This window comes from Paenibacillus enshidis (assembly GCF_042136365.1).
GTDB lineage: Bacteria > Bacillota > Bacilli > Paenibacillales > Paenibacillaceae > Paenibacillus > Paenibacillus enshidis.
Genome location: NZ_JBHHMI010000006.1, coordinates 163675 through 177809, shown reverse-complemented (window position 1 = coordinate 177809; position 14135 = coordinate 163675). Strand labels below are relative to the sequence as shown.

11 protein-coding genes and 1 riboswitch are annotated in these 14135 nt (G+C 50.2%); of the genes, 8 read left to right on the top strand and 3 right to left on the bottom strand.

The genetic code is table 11. From position 1 onward, the window contains the following. The first annotated feature begins 15 nt into the window (after positions 1-15). The 5 genes from ACE41H_RS09630 (at position 16) to ACE41H_RS09610 (ending at position 7850) form a co-directional block, all read left to right on the top strand. The gene (locus ACE41H_RS09630) at positions 16-1125 is read left to right on the top strand and encodes a glycosyltransferase (protein ID WP_375355004.1); all 1110 of its coding nucleotides are present in this window, start codon (positions 16-18) and stop codon (positions 1123-1125) included. Continuing rightward, positions 1125-2465 carry a UDP-glucose dehydrogenase family protein gene (locus ACE41H_RS09625; protein WP_375355075.1) on the top strand — a complete coding sequence of 447 codons (1341 nt, stop codon included), beginning with the start codon at positions 1125-1127 and terminating at the stop codon, positions 2463-2465. Before ACE41H_RS09630 ends, ACE41H_RS09625 begins: the two co-directional genes overlap by 1 nt. A 63-nt stretch (positions 2466-2528) precedes the next feature. Continuing rightward, the gene (locus ACE41H_RS09620; RefSeq protein ID WP_375355003.1) at positions 2529-3902 is read left to right on the top strand and encodes a sugar phosphate nucleotidyltransferase; all 1374 of its coding nucleotides are present in this window, start codon (positions 2529-2531) and stop codon (positions 3900-3902) included. Between the two features lie 187 nt (positions 3903-4089). Then, positions 4090-4177, top strand: a riboswitch (cyclic di-GMP riboswitch). Positions 4178-4205: 28 nt separating this feature from the next. Further along, on the top strand, positions 4206-5786 hold the full coding sequence (locus ACE41H_RS09615) for a glycosyl hydrolase (protein ID WP_375355074.1): 1581 nt from the start codon (positions 4206-4208) through the stop codon (positions 5784-5786). A gap of 48 nt (positions 5787-5834) precedes the next feature. Then, positions 5835-7850 carry a hypothetical protein gene (locus tag ACE41H_RS09610; protein WP_375355002.1) on the top strand — a complete coding sequence of 672 codons (2016 nt, stop codon included), beginning with the start codon at positions 5835-5837 and terminating at the stop codon, positions 7848-7850. Positions 7851-8004: 154 nt separating this feature from the next. Here the strand turns inward: ACE41H_RS09610 and ACE41H_RS09605 are convergent, their stop codons facing one another. Next, on the bottom strand, positions 8005-8373 hold the full coding sequence (locus ACE41H_RS09605) for a helix-turn-helix domain-containing protein (RefSeq protein ID WP_375355001.1): 369 nt from the start codon (positions 8371-8373) through the stop codon (positions 8005-8007). Between the two features lie 784 nt (positions 8374-9157). Between ACE41H_RS09605 and ACE41H_RS09600 the strand changes: the two genes are divergently transcribed. Next, a complete protein-coding gene (locus ACE41H_RS09600; protein ID WP_375355000.1) occupies positions 9158-10069 on the top strand; it encodes an ABC transporter ATP-binding protein in 912 nt (303 codons plus the stop codon). Continuing rightward, on the top strand, positions 10062-10859 hold the full coding sequence (locus tag ACE41H_RS09595) for a DUF2705 family protein (RefSeq protein WP_375354999.1): 798 nt from the start codon (positions 10062-10064) through the stop codon (positions 10857-10859). The genes ACE41H_RS09600 and ACE41H_RS09595 overlap by 8 nt, the downstream gene beginning before the upstream one ends. A gap of 51 nt (positions 10860-10910) precedes the next feature. Here ACE41H_RS09595 and ACE41H_RS09590 read toward each other — a convergent pair whose 3' ends face one another. Together ACE41H_RS09590 and ACE41H_RS09585 are read right to left on the bottom strand one after the other, a co-directional pair. Further along, entirely contained in the window at positions 10911-11348 is a 438-nt protein-coding gene (locus ACE41H_RS09590; RefSeq protein ID WP_375354998.1) for a bactofilin family protein, read from the bottom strand. Positions 11349-11403: 55 nt separating this feature from the next. Further along, positions 11404-12408 (bottom strand): M23 family metallopeptidase, encoded by a 1005-nt coding sequence (locus tag ACE41H_RS09585; RefSeq protein ID WP_375354997.1) that lies wholly within the window; start codon positions 12406-12408, stop codon positions 11404-11406. A gap of 186 nt (positions 12409-12594) precedes the next feature. Here ACE41H_RS09585 and cls point away from each other — a divergent pair, with 186 nt between their 5' ends. Continuing rightward, entirely contained in the window at positions 12595-14028 is a 1434-nt protein-coding gene (gene cls / locus ACE41H_RS09580) for a cardiolipin synthase (RefSeq protein ID WP_375354996.1), read from the top strand. Positions 14029-14135: the final 107 nt, after the last annotated feature.

Sequence of the window (14135 nt, the reverse complement as noted above, 5' to 3'; positions counted from 1 at the left end):
AAAAGGATGGTACTGATGAAAATAGCGATAGCACATGATTATTTGATCCAAATGGGCGGAGCCGAAAGAGTGGTCGAGGTATTTCACAGCATGTATCCCAACGCTCCCATCTTCACAACGGTGTTCAGTGACAGCCGCTTATCACATAATTTGAAGGATGCGGATATAAGGGCCTCCTGGCTGCAGAACATTCCGGGAGTGAAGGCCAATTTCAAGGGCGTGCTTCCGCTGTATCCCATTGCCATCCGCGATTTTGACTTCAGGGAATTCGACATCGTCTTGAGTTCAAGCAGTGCTTTTATGAAAAGCATACAGGTACCCAAGCATACTTTTCATATTTGTTATTGTCATACACCGATGCGGTTTGCGTGGGACTACGACACTTACATGGCCGGACAGTCCAGATCAAGTCTGTTCAAAAGCATGCTGAGAATTTATATGAACCGCCTGAAATCATGGGATCAGAAAACGTCGCGCAATGTAAATCAGTTCGTCGCGAACTCTTCGGTTGTCAAGCGGCGCATTCAGTCCTACTACCAGCGGGATGCGGATGTTATTTTTCCGCCGATTAACACATCCCGCTTTGAGAGATCCTCTTGCATTGGAGACTATTATCTGGTCGTATCCCGCCTTATTTCATACAAGAGGATTGATCTGGCCGTACAGGCTTTTAACCGCAACGGCCTGAAGCTGCTCATTGTCGGCGAGGGACCCGACCGGAAGCGACTGGAAGAGATGGCGAAATCCAATGTTCAATTTCTCGGCAGACTGGAGGACAGCGAGGTCAACAAGCTGATGGCAGAGTGCCGGGCGCTGGTATTTCCAGGCATTGAGGACTTCGGCATCACCCCACTGGAGGCCAATGCGGCCGGCCGGCCTGTCATAGCCTTTCAGGGGGGCGGGGCACTCGACACGATCATACCGTATTTGAACGGTGTTTTCTTCCGCAGGCATGAAGTGGAGGATGTGCTGGAAGCGGTGGAAGCCGTGGAAAAGCATGGGTGGAACGTGGACGACATTACACGGCATGCCCGTAAATTTGACGAAAACACGTTTAAGGAACAGTTCAAAAAGTATGTGGAGCAAGCCTATGTGAACTTTCTTAAAGGGGGATTGAAGCCATGATGAAGCTGGCTGTGATCGGAACGGGATATGTAGGTCTGGTATCGGGAGTATGCTTTGCCTTAAAGGATAACAAGGTGATTTGTGTTGATCTGGCCGAGGAAAAAATTAAAAAGCTGAAGCAGGCCGAGTCGCCGATTTACGAGCCTGGCATCGAGGAACTGATTGAGCAGAATTTGCAGGAGCAGCGGCTTGAGTTCACTTCGGACCTGGAAGATGCGGTGCGTCGTTCGGATATCGTGATTTTGGCGGTCGGGACACCATCCCTGCCGAACGGGGAAGCCAATCTGCAGTACATTGAGCAGGCGGCGGCTGAAGTGGGCGCGGCGATGAACGGCTACAAGATCATAATGACCAAAAGCACCGTACCCGTGGGAACGAACGAAAAAATCCGTGAGGTGGTTGCACGGCATACCCGTCATGCATTTGATATTGTATCGGCACCCGAGTTTCTGCGCGAAGGCTCCGCGATCAGCGATACGCTTCATCCTGACCGCATCATTATCGGTATTGACAATCCTGCGCTGCGTGAGACGATGGTCGAGCTTCATCAGGATTTTACGGACAATATCTATGTAACGGATATCCGGAGTGCCGAGATGATCAAGTATGCCTCCAACGCCTTTCTGGCAACAAAAATTTCGTTTATTAACGAGATTGCTAATATTTGTGAAAAAGTGGGTGCTGACGTTACCAATGTAGCGGTTGGCATGGGCATGGATAAGCGCATCGGCTCCTCCTTTCTGCAGGCAGGAATCGGATACGGGGGTTCGTGCTTTCCGAAGGACACGAATGCCCTCATTCAAATCGCAGGCAATGTGGATTACGAGTTCAAGCTGCTTAAATCCGTAGTGGAGGTCAACGCTGATCAGCGCTATATGATGATTTCCAAACTGCGCGAATCTCTCGGGCAGTTAAACGGCATACATGTAGGTGTATGGGGCTTGTCCTTCAAGCCGAATACGGATGATATCCGGGAGGCGCCATCCCTCGAAATTGTGGAAACCCTGGTGAAGGAAGGCGCGTTCGTCAAAGTCCATGATCCGATCGCAATGGACAAATTCAGGGAGCAGTTTAATCATGAGTTTATTCAGTGGTGCTCCACGCCTGAAGAAGCGGCGCTTGGCTCTGACGCCGTCTGTCTGCTGACCGACTGGGATCACTACAAACAGGTTGACCTGCGCATGCTGGGCTCTGTGCTGCGCAAGCCGATTCTCATAGACGGACGCAATGTATTCACTGAACAGCAGATCGCCGAATCCGGATTAGAGTATTATTCGGTCGGCAGACCACGCATGAGTGGGCTTAACGGCCTTTCGCCAAGCGTTGCAGGTGCAGTATAATATAAGTGGCTGGGAAAAATTGTCCTTTTTAGGAAATTTACTTCATGGAGGGAGAGTGGAGTTATGAAATTGGTGCTTTTGTCTGGCGGTTCTGGTAAAAGATTATGGCCTCTGTCCAACGATTCCCGTTCCAAACAGTTTCTGAAAGTTCTGGAAAGCCCGGAAGGACATCCTGAGTCCATGGTGCAGCGGGTATGGAGACAGCTGGGAGACACCGGAATGGCGGATTCCTCTTATATCGCTACCGGCAGAGCTCAGTTCGAAATGATTCAGAGTCAAATCGGGAGTGATGCCAGCATTATCGTGGAGCCTGAACGCAGGGATACCTTTCCGGCCATTGCGCTTACAGCCAGTTATCTATACAGTGTCGCCGGCGCATCCCCGGATACGGTCATTGCGATCCTGCCGGTGGATCCGTATGTGGAGCAAACCTTCTTCCATACGGTGGCACGTATGGAATACACGCTGCAGGAAACGGGCGCCAATCTTGCTCTTATGGGTGTTATCCCATCCTATCCGTCCGAAAAATACGGTTATATTATTCCGAAAGAAGGCTCGGCCGGAGCGGCAGGCTGCCTGCAGGTCAGTCATTTTCAGGAAAAACCGAACCGGGAGCAGGCCGAGCTTCTGATCGAGCGGAGCGCGCTCTGGAATTGCGGAGTTTTTGCCTTCCGTCTGGGGTATCTGCTGAAGATACTGGAAGGGAAGGGGCTTCCGCTGAATTACGAAGAACTGCAGAAGCAATATCATATACTGCCTAAAATAAGCTTTGATTATGAAGTGGTGGAGAAGGAAGAGAACATTGTAGTGCTCCCTTATGACGGCTTCTGGAAGGATCTCGGCACCTGGAATACGCTGACAGAGGAAATGTCGCAGCGTCAGGTGGGCAAGGGAGTGATGACCGAGGATTGTGTGAATACAAACCTGATTAACGAACTGGACATTCCAGTTACTATTATCGGGGCCAGTGATCTGATCGTTGCGGCCAGCCCGGACGGTATTCTTGTAACCAACAAAGCGGAAAGCCCGCGGATCAAGGAAGTGCTGAAGGCTCACAATCAGCGGCCGATGTACGAGGAACGCCGTTGGGGGCATTACCGGGTTGTGGATTATGTGAAATATCCGGAGGGCAATGAAGTGCTCACCAAGCGGATTTGCATCGAGCAGGACAAAAATATCAGCTACCAGCTTCATCGAAAGCGGAGCGAAATATGGACGATCATCAGCGGCGAAGCGGAAGTGATTCTGAACGAGAAGCTGCATAAAGTAAAAGCTGGCGACGTGGTCCGCATTCCGGAAGGCACGAAGCACAGCATTTTGGCTGTAACCGATGTAGAACTGATTGAGGTGCAGACAGGTTCCGAACTGGTGGAAGAAGATATCGTCCGCTTTTGCATAGATTGGAACGACATCACTTTGCATCAGTTCATTTCATGAGAAAATTCTATAATCTGATACAAAAACGCACAGGTTGCGTTTTTGCGCATATAAATGAAAAAAATGATGTAGTTTTACAGGTTATTTTGTAAAATATCCTGGAAAATTGGTTCTAGTGTGAATCATATATTAATTTTTGGAAATTCCGAGTCGATATTCTAGGATAAGAGGGAGTTTCATAGCCTTCATAGAAAAATGGCAACCCTGCCGAAAGGCAGGTGTACGCAAAGCTAAAGGGCCTTACCCCCTAGAGGGCTGGCAGCCTGGCTACCGAGAGGGAGAGAATTGGTGAAAACTTATTCTATGTATCGATTTTTTCAAAAATTGTTGCCTGTCATGCTGTTTTGTTCCCTGCTTCCATCGGGACTGTCCCGTGAACACTCTGCTGCCCAGGCCGCTGCAGCGCCGATTAATCCTGCTGCTTCAGCCGAGGCGCGCGAATTATATATGTATTTGTTAAATTTGGACGGAAGCGGAATGATTACCGGTCAGCATGATTATCTGGAAAGCCCTGATGAACTGAACATCGAGCTGAAGAACATCAGTGGACAGTACGCTGGCCTGCACGGCTATGAGCTGGGTGCTGTTTCCAACCAGTCGACTGCGATGACCGAAGCCCAGCGCAGCAATGTTGTATATAGCGCCATGAATTGGCACAATGCTGGCGGCATCGTTACGATGACCTTTCATCAGGCGCTTCCCGGTAAACCGTTGACCTGGGCCAATGTGCAGGCGAAGATCACCCAGGCGCAATTTAACAAGTATGTAACGCCAGGGACCAAGGAATATGCAAGGCTGATCGCAGATCTGGATCAGGTCGCGGTATCCCTCGGCAAGCTGCGGGATGCGGGTGTGCCTGTTCTGTGGAGACCTTACCACGAAATGAACGGGGACTGGTTCTGGTGGGGAAACAAGAGGAACTTTGTGAAATTATGGGATATCATGTATGACCGATTTGTGAATGTCCACCAATTGAACAATCTGCTGTGGGTCTGGAATCCCAACGCTCCGAACGCTTGGGCTGCTCCTTATGCCAGTTCGTTCCCCGGTTTGTCCAAGGTCGATATTCTGGCTGCGGACATCTATGACAATGATTTTAAGCAGAGCTATTATGACGGCCTGCTCAATCTGGCAGGAGATAAACCGATTGCCATTGGCGAGCACGGTGAAATGCCTTCTGAGAGGGTGCTGTCGGCCCAGCCGAGATGGGTATACTCTATGACCTGGGGCAACATGCTGACACAAAACAATTCGAACCGTCAAATTTTTGCATACATGAATGAGGACAGAACGTTGACCAGGGATGAATTGATTGCCGACATGGCCGCTCCTCCTGAAGCCCCTCCTGTGGAGCCACCCGACTCTGCTCCTCCGGGAGCGCCGCCGGTCGGGGAAGAACCCGATCCCGAGCCTGCACCGGAACCTGCACCTGAGCCTGTTCCAGGTACGGTAAACGAGGGATTGCACGCCGAATTCTTCAACAATATCAATCTAAGCGGGACACCTGTGCTTACACGCACGGATGCCAAGCTGGATTTCAACTGGCGCAGCTCCGCGCCGGATCCGGCAGTGCCTGCCGATCAATTCTCCGCACGCTGGACAGGCAAGGTAAAACCGGGGTACAGCGGTACCTATACTTTTACGACCATTTCCGACGACGGAATCCGGGTCTGGGTGGATGGGCAGTTGATTATTGACAGTTGGTTCAAGCAAAGCTGGACGGAACGCAAAGGGAGCATCAGCCTTACGGCAGATCAGCTCTACGACATCAAAGTGGAGTATTATGAAGGAACAGGTGATGCCATGGCACGCCTGATGTGGGAGAGCGGACAGGAGGCCAAAGCGGTCATTCCTTCAAGCGCTTTGTTCCATACTGCGGAATAGCTCGCTTGTTCCGGAGATGACTCTGTACAGAAAGTGTGGACAAGAACAATGAAAAATGGGTTGGCGAACAAGTATGCATATTTGCTTTTGGGCTTGCTTGGCTTAGCTGTCTTGTTTTTGCTTCTGGGTTATGCGAACAAAAGCAATCAGGAAAATGACAAGACTGCGGCTACAACTTTATGGATGCTTGGCGTCAGTAATGATTCTTCCACCGAGTTCCAAGGAGGAACGGGCAAGGAATCCCTTACAGTAGACGTTAAAGCAGTGAGTGGAACGGCATTAAAGGCAGCGGGAGGCGCGGCGCAGGCCGTCAGGACCTCTTCCCCTGTTATTCAGCTTAACGGATCCGTTCCTCCAGGGCTGAATGCCGAGACCCATCCGGAGCTCGTGCTGGAGTATGAGCTGGATACCGTTCCGGCCAACGGTGTGCGCTTTAATGTCCGCATTCTGGATGCCAGCAAAGCGGTGCCGCAGATGTCTGTATTTTCCAATCACCAGTTTTCCGGCATGATCCAGATTGCGGGCGTGGCGGGAACGGAAAGTCCGTATACCTTCAAGAGCAATTATCAATTGTATATCCCGAAAGAACAGCTGCAGACAGGGGTAAACCAGCTCAAGCTCCGGGTGGCCCGGTGCCTGTACTGCTCCGAGGCGGAGAATTCGAGTCTCTGGTGGACATGGGACAGCCTGAGTCTTGAGAAGCTTGCTTCCCCGGTTACTGAACCGATTCATGGCAGCTACATCCGCACGGGAACCAATGTAAACAATAACGAGTTTTATTATGATAAAGGGGCTACCCGTCATCTTCCGGCCGTGATGAAGTGGCTGGGGATCGCCTACAGCGGAAATATAATGCGGGTTACCTGTGCGAGCAACGTCGGCAACGCATGCTCCGATCTGGACAATTATTACAAGACCCTCAAGCAGTACAACATGCAAGCTGTTGCCCTGTACCTGTATACAGGCGACATCAAGCTGAATGCGGACGGTACACTGCCGGATTCCGCCAAACAGAAGTTAACTTCATATCTTCAAAATTACGGCCCGTATGTGCAGTATTTTGAAGTCGACAACGAACCGGGGCTGTTCAACCGTTCCAAAGCGGTCAATCTGGCGGTAGCCAACTGGCTGAACAATGAAGGGAAGAAAATTGCCCCTCATATGAAAACAGTAGCTCCCGGATGGGCTTATTGGCCGGCATATTCCGTCAAATCATGCAAAAACCAGACAGGAGGCAAACAACAGTGCGGCGATCCGGACGGATGGGAAAGGGATCCCAAGCAGCGCCTTGAGCTGGAGAATGTCACGGATCTGACCAACGGCCATGCCTATGGTGAATCGTATGTGCAGGGACGGGGAGGCAGCTTTGTTGAAAACCTGCAGACCTTCAGCGGCTCCAAGGATGGGCTCAGCAAGACGATGCTGAACACGGAATTCGGCACCTCCGACTCCCATACGGATAAACCGATTTATGGGGCGAGCCAGCCGCAGGCAGCGGTTTTCGACCGGATTATGCGGTCACAAATCGGATATGCCGATATGCTCGTCCAGCATGCCGCTTTCTACAAGGATTTCACTTTATTTGAGACAGGCTTTGATCTGAACAATCACAATCCTGCGAATACGAAAATTCATGAGTTTGCAAGCGGTCTGGATTCACGCGTCGATATTATGAGACGTCTCAGCCTGGCATATGCCACTCATGGCAAGCCGTTGACTTATGAGGTGCTGAACAAGAGCGAGACTGCCGATAAAATGGTCTATGTGCGCGCGGTGGACACGTCCACACTTGATCCGCTGCCGGGGAGCGGTGCGAAATCCAACAAGCTGCTGGTCAATTTGGTGAACTTCGAATCGACAAGCCAGCGCATTAAGGTCCGTGTAACGATGCCGAACCAGGGAACCTATCAGGGGGAACGTTTTGGACCGGGGGCCACATATGCCGAGGCACAAAGCACATTATCCGGTCTGTCGGCTTCTCCGGCCCTGGATTTTGAAGAGACGCTGGGGCCGGGTGAATCCGTCCAGTACATTCTGGCTCCGGTACAGGCGGTGGTCGACTGAAAAGGGCAATACAGGGAGAACGAAGAGGCTGTCCCAAAAGTCAATTTGCGAAAAAAAGGACCTCAATATCCACTAATACAGTGGATATTGAGGTCTTTTTGTGTTGTAATTGGGATGTTCCCATGTCATGCGGACACTTTTGGGACAGCCCCTCTTACTCCATCATTCGTTCCATACGGATAAACGCAATGAAGCGTTTGGCTTCCTCTTCGCTTAAGCTGCGCCCGTCAATCATAAGATTAAAGCGGTTTAAAATATTCTTGTCAGAAAGCTCAAGATGATCAATAAATTGCTTTACATCCGGTTCCATGTCAATTTGTGTCTGCGGAATGCGGCCGATCAAATAATCGATCGACACCCCAAAGAGATTGGCCAGCTTCGTCAGGGTATCGAAATCAGGCTTGCGCCGGTTTTTCTCGTAATGCGAGAGAGCGGCCCGTGTAATTCCAAGAATTTGTGCCAGCTCTTCCTGCTTCCAACCCCTTTTCTCCCGTAGTTCTGCAATGCGGGTGCCATAATCCATCGTATCTCCTCCTGGTTGCAAGTTGTTTTGAGAGGGTAAGGAGTATTATGAATAAGTGATGTTGCATTTTGTATTTTTACAAAAATATAAAGATACTTATAGTATCTTTACTGGGTTAATGTATTAGCATATATGCATTTTACTATAAATAGATGAGGAATGAACAGTTTTTTCGCGATACGACGGGCTTTGTGGGCGTATATAGTTATAAAGTAACAGAAACGATGACTTTAATTTATGACTAAAGAAGTGAGATTTATGTAAATAAAAGTAAGAGAACCTTTAAGTTGTCGAAACGTCATTACCTATAAAAAATACAAGCGACGTCCACAAGGGAGTTGCCTGCATTTTTCTGAAGTATGATGTGACCTAATGAAATCAACGGTTTGCCCACTGATCTTTGTCGGAATGGGCTAGCTTATCCACCTCCGTGGATTGATGACAACTGAATAATGGAGTTCGAAGTCACAAATAATATTAAACTAGTTACGAGCAGCAGAGAAATTATTTTCTTCATGTTTTCCTCCCATTTCCACTAAGTTATGATACTCCAGCTTTGTTTCGACTAATGCAAACTTTCGGAAACGTTCAAATAGTCGAATAAACCGAAGCATAGTGCTTTCATCATTAATTATAGTAGATTTTTTCAGGCCGTCTAACAAATGATGAAATATGTAAACTTCCATTCAGAACAGGAGAAGATATACAATATTATGGTACAATAGTTTAAAACCGGATTTGTCCCCTTAGGGAATCGTATTTCCGGACGGAAGGAGTCAGAACGATGCAGATGGATCCCGTTGTACGTATGCAGAGGGTCACCAAGATCAAATCCTCCAGGACGCTTGTCGATAACTTAACACTGGATGTTCAGGCCGGGCAGATATTCGGCTTTCTTGGCCCGAACGGAGCGGGGAAAACGACAACCATCCGGATGATGGTTGGCCTCATTTCATTAACTGAGGGAGATATACATATTTGCGGCCACAGCATCAAGACAGACTTCGAACGTGCCATTGCTCATGTCGGTGCTATTGTAGAGAATCCTGAAATGTACAAGTATATGACAGGATACCAGAATTTGCTCCACTATGCCCGCATGAATCCGGGAGTGGACCGGGGGCGGATCGAGGAGGCGGTCAGGCTGGTCGGGCTGGAAGGAAGAATCAGAGAGAAGGTAAAAACCTATTCGCTTGGCATGCGCCAGCGGCTCGGAGTTGCGCAAGCGATTCTGCACCGCCCAAAGCTTCTTATTCTGGACGAGCCTACGAATGGTCTGGATCCGCAGGGGATTCGCGAGCTGCGCGATTATTTGCGGCATCTAAGCCGTACCGAAGGTACGACCATCTTTGTATCCAGCCACTTGCTGTCCGAGATGGAGCTAATGTGCGACAACGTTGCGATTATTCAGAACGGCCGGCTGGTGGGGATGCGTGACTTGAACAACTCGGCAGGCACGCCTGGATCGGCCCGTGTGGCCTTTGAAGTCAACAACCCGCGACAGGCGCAGATCATTGCTGGCGGTGGCCTGATTGAAGGCGAGAGCCTTATTCTTGACCTGGGCAGGGAAGAGACGGCGCAATTGAATGCCAGACTGGCTGAGGCCGGGATCCATGTATATTCCATACACCGGTCCGCAAGGACGCTTGAGGATCAATTCCTGGAGATGACGGGAGGCGAAACAACCATTGGCTAATTTTTTTAAGCTTGTTCATAATGAAAATGTGAAGATCTATGTCCGTATCCGAACCTGGGTTATGTTCGGGATTCTGGCTTTTATTACGGCGATTGTACCTTTTCTTATTTATATAGCTGCCGATGGGATCGGCATGGCTTCCGATGGGGTCGGCGCTTGGGACGGAATGCTGCTTACAGCTTCTGTCACCTTTTTTCTCAATATTATATTTACTGTCATTGTGGCGGCTGATTCCGTGGCCGGGGAATACTCGGCAGGCACCATCAAGCTTCTGCTGATCCGCCCCTGGAGCCGCGGCAAGCTGCTTTTATCCAAATATCTGTCCGTCGTATTGTTTAGTCTGGCAGGCACTGCCCTGCTGATCCTTTTCAGCGCCATTTTTTCACTGCTGCTGCTGCCAGGGTCCGGGGGGATGGCGGAAATGTTGCCAGGCTGGAGTGCCGGGAAATATACTGCATTCAGTTTGCTTAGCCGGTATGCGGATTTGTTTGTCATCTGTACGTTTGCTTTTATGCTGTCGGCTGTCTTCCGCTCCGGAGGTCTGACGATCGGGCTGTCCCTGTTTATTCTTTTTATGCAGAATACGCTGTCCCTGATTTTCACTCCTGAGCGGTATAGCTGGGCCAAGTACGCCTTGTTTAATAACATGGGGCTCAGTCAGTATATGGTTTCCCCGGTTGGCGGGGGAGGCATGACCCTCGGTTTTTCCATCTCCGTATTGGTAGTTTACTACATCATATTCATTGCAATCAGTTGGATCGTATTTGTCAAAAGGGATGTAACGGCTTGAATTGCGGGAAATTAGAAAAGCCGGCCTCCGGACCGGCATATATAAATGAAATCAACCGGTCCCGGCGGCAGGATTGGCAGACTGTGATTCGTTCCGGGATCCAGCCAGGTCCCCGGGAGGGGAATCCGCTTTGCTTTTCATTTGACAAAGGCCGTTCAGGACGCCGCCTTCCATAATGACAATCACGCCGCAGGCTGTATTGCCGTACAGCTCTCCCGTAGAGGTGAGCGTAACCCGGTTGTCTGCATAGATATCACCGAAAACCTTCCCGGCAATAATGACCTCCGGGGCAGTGATGTTGGCTATGATAACGGAGGATTCACCAATGAAAACAACACTCGTGCTGTTAATCTCACCCTGGTACCTGCCCTCTATCCGCAGCGGAGCTTCACACTGCAATTTTCCTTCAAAGAAGGCACTGGTGGAAAGCAGCGTATCCGTAGAGCGGGCTGGTGCGGGCTTTGTGGGCTTGGGGCTCGATTTGAACATGTTACAACCTCCCTGAGCTTCATTTAAACAATGAACGGCTAGCAGGGCATGCCTTTCATTGTACATAGAGCAGCGGATCAACGGGAATATTTTGTTTAACCACCTGAAAGTGGAGATGAGGGCCGGTGCTTCGCCCGGTGTTGCCCAACTGTCCGATCAGGTCGCCCTTGTCCACCTGATCACCCGGGGATACATTCATCCCGTTGAGATGCATATACCAGGTCTGCAGCCCATTCTGGTGCTCGATGATAATATATTTGCCGCGTTCACTCATCTGATCGGCAGTTTTAACGGTTCCCGCACCTGCCGCGTAGACCGGATCGCCGATACGGCCCGCAATATCAATGCCTGCGTGATAAGCGCTGCTTCCGTTTAACGGATCACGCCTGTATCCGAAGCTTGAGGTCAGACGGCGTTCGGCTGTCGGCCAGAACGAAGGCCTGCCCTCCCGGGACAGTTCAAGCTTTCGGGCCTGCAGCAATCTGGCCTGCCGCTGTTGTTCCCGGTTCTGCCGGGCGTCTTCGGCGCGTTTCAGTGTCCTGGGCACGCTTTTCTCCATGGCATTCAGCATCTCCTGAATCTCCTCAAAATCGTCTTTCAGCTCCCGGCCCAGCGTCAGCTTCTGCTGGTCGTGAACCGCGATCCATTGACCGCCCTTGCTGCCGGACCCGTCCCAGGAGATCGGTTTGTTCTTCCCTGTTTCCCTGGTGGAGGAATCGGGATCATATTTCCGGATAAACTCCTCAAGCTGATGTTCCAGCTCGCTCATTCGTTGAATGCGTTCCTTCATATCAACGGCCTGATCGGAAAGCTTCATCACTTCATTTTCAAGCAGGGCAATCGCCTTTTCTTTGTCTGATACGGTGATCTCCAATTGCAGGCTTTGGGCAGCAAGGTTTGTTTCCAGTTTGGATATAACATGGGCGGATCGGACCTGGAGTGATACGACGAGTGTGGAGATGGACAGGATAGCCAGGGCAGGCACCCAAATAATAACAGGTCTGGACAGCTGAAATTGGCGGGCAGGACGCTGTGCGTCACGCAGTAAAAGAAGGGTCATCCGTCGGTTAGTGTCTCCTTTTTTCATAACAGTTCCTTTCCGGCAGATACACAGCAGGCGGCGGCTGCACAGCCGTATCGCCGACCAAATGCCTGTATTGCTAACTATGTATTCCTGAATTTCGCGATATATGACAAAGATGTAAAGTGTCCCATTGTCAAAGTATATTCGTAAAGGGGGTGCCACATGCTTTTTTGGTTGGTGATTGCGCTGCTGATTTTTATTTTTCAGGTCGGAACGATCCTGCTTCTTGAATTCCGCAATCCTTCCAAGGCGGTAGCCTGGCTCTTTATCCTGTTCTGCTTTCCTCTGGTCGGATTCGTCGTCTATTATTTCATGGCCCAGGATTATAAAAAACGCAAGTTCATGCGCCGCAGAGGGTCCCGCTTATTTGAGGAACTCAAAGACCGTCTCTGGAAGCAGACCAAGGTGATTGAGCATCCTGAACAAATGGAGAATCCCGGCTTCGCCAATCAGAAGCGCTTGTTCAACCTGCTCTCCCGCTTGTCGGAGGGCCCTATCACAGGCTGTAATGCAACGAGCATACTGACGAACGGGGAAGAAGCTTTTCCCGACATGCTGCAGGCGATGGAGGGCGCGCAGCATCACATTCATATCGAGTTTTACATTTTCCGCAATGATGAAATCGGTACGCGTTTTCAGCAGGTTTTAATGCGCAAGGCACGGGAGGGGATTAAGGTGCGCTTTGTGGCGGACGGGCTGGGAAGCTACCATCTGCCCCGCTCCTTTGTCCGTGACTGCCGGGAAGCAGGGGTGGAATTTTATTTTTTTCTGCCTCCGCTTATCGCGACCCTTGACCGGCGGGTGAATTACCGGAATCATCGTAAAATTGTAGTGGTGGATGGTATTGTTGGCTTTGTCGGCGGCATCAATGTCGGGAATGATTATTTGGGGCTCTATCCGAAGCATGGCTTCTGGCGGGACACCCACATCAGGATTGAGGGGGATGGGGTCTATATTTTGCAAAACACATTCCTCGGCGACTGGCAGCTTGCTTCCGGAGAAAGGATTATCGATGAAAGCTTGTTCCCACCACACCAATGTCAGGGAAATGAGCAGGTGCAAGTGCTGGCCAGCGGTCCTGACCAGGATTGGGATGCGATCCAGGAAATGTGCTTCGGGGCCTTGTCTGTCGCCCAAAGCAGGATATGGCTGACCACTCCGTACTTCATCCCAGACCCCAGCATTTATGAAGCGCTCAAGACGGCTGCCGTTAGCGGTGTGGACGTGCGGATCATTATTCCGTTCAAATCGGATTCCGTATTGGTGCAGCTTGCTTCCTTATCCTATGTTGAGGAACTGCTTGAGGCGGGGGTAAGGTTTTATCAATACCGTAAAGGCTTTATCCATGCCAAGGTGATGATTGTGGATGAACTGCTGGCTTCTGTAGGAACAGCCAATCTGGACATGCGCAGCTTCTTTTATAACTTCGAGCTTACAGCCGTGCTGTTTTCGGACGAGGCCATTAGCCGGCTGATGCAGGATTTCGAGGAGGACTTGCAGCACTCCAGTCCCATCGATTACGAAGAGTTTTCCAACCGGCCAAAAACCCGAAAGGCAGCTGAAATGTTAGCTCGCATGCTGTCCCCCCTCCTTTAAAGGCTAAAATGGCTTGAATTTGACAGAAAAGCGGGCTGTTTTGTTGTTTATCTGCTCACTGCTGACTTTTTTACCATGGATCGAACATTATGTGATATACTATACAT

Excerpts from the sequence above, each read along its gene's own strand:
- ACE41H_RS09630 (WP_375355004.1), top strand. The coding sequence starts at position 16 with ATGAAAATAGCGATAGCACATGATTATTTGATCCAAATGGGCGGAGCC.
- ACE41H_RS09625 (WP_375355075.1), top strand. The coding sequence starts at position 1,125 with ATGAAGCTGGCTGTGATCGGAACGGGATATGTAGGTCTGGTATCGGGA.
- ACE41H_RS09620 (WP_375355003.1), top strand. The coding sequence starts at position 2,529 with ATGAAATTGGTGCTTTTGTCTGGCGGTTCTGGTAAAAGATTATGGCCT.
- ACE41H_RS09615 (WP_375355074.1), top strand. The coding sequence starts at position 4,206 with ATGTATCGATTTTTTCAAAAATTGTTGCCTGTCATGCTGTTTTGTTCC.
- ACE41H_RS09610 (WP_375355002.1), top strand. The coding sequence starts at position 5,835 with ATGAAAAATGGGTTGGCGAACAAGTATGCATATTTGCTTTTGGGCTTG.
- ACE41H_RS09605 (WP_375355001.1), bottom strand. The coding sequence starts at position 8,373 with ATGGATTATGGCACCCGCATTGCAGAACTACGGGAGAAAAGGGGTTGG.
- ACE41H_RS09600 (WP_375355000.1), top strand. The coding sequence starts at position 9,158 with ATGCAGATGGATCCCGTTGTACGTATGCAGAGGGTCACCAAGATCAAA.
- ACE41H_RS09590 (WP_375354998.1), bottom strand. The coding sequence starts at position 11,348 with ATGTTCAAATCGAGCCCCAAGCCCACAAAGCCCGCACCAGCCCGCTCT.
- ACE41H_RS09585 (WP_375354997.1), bottom strand. The coding sequence starts at position 12,408 with ATGACCCTTCTTTTACTGCGTGACGCACAGCGTCCTGCCCGCCAATTT.
- cls (WP_375354996.1), top strand. The coding sequence starts at position 12,595 with ATGCTTTTTTGGTTGGTGATTGCGCTGCTGATTTTTATTTTTCAGGTC.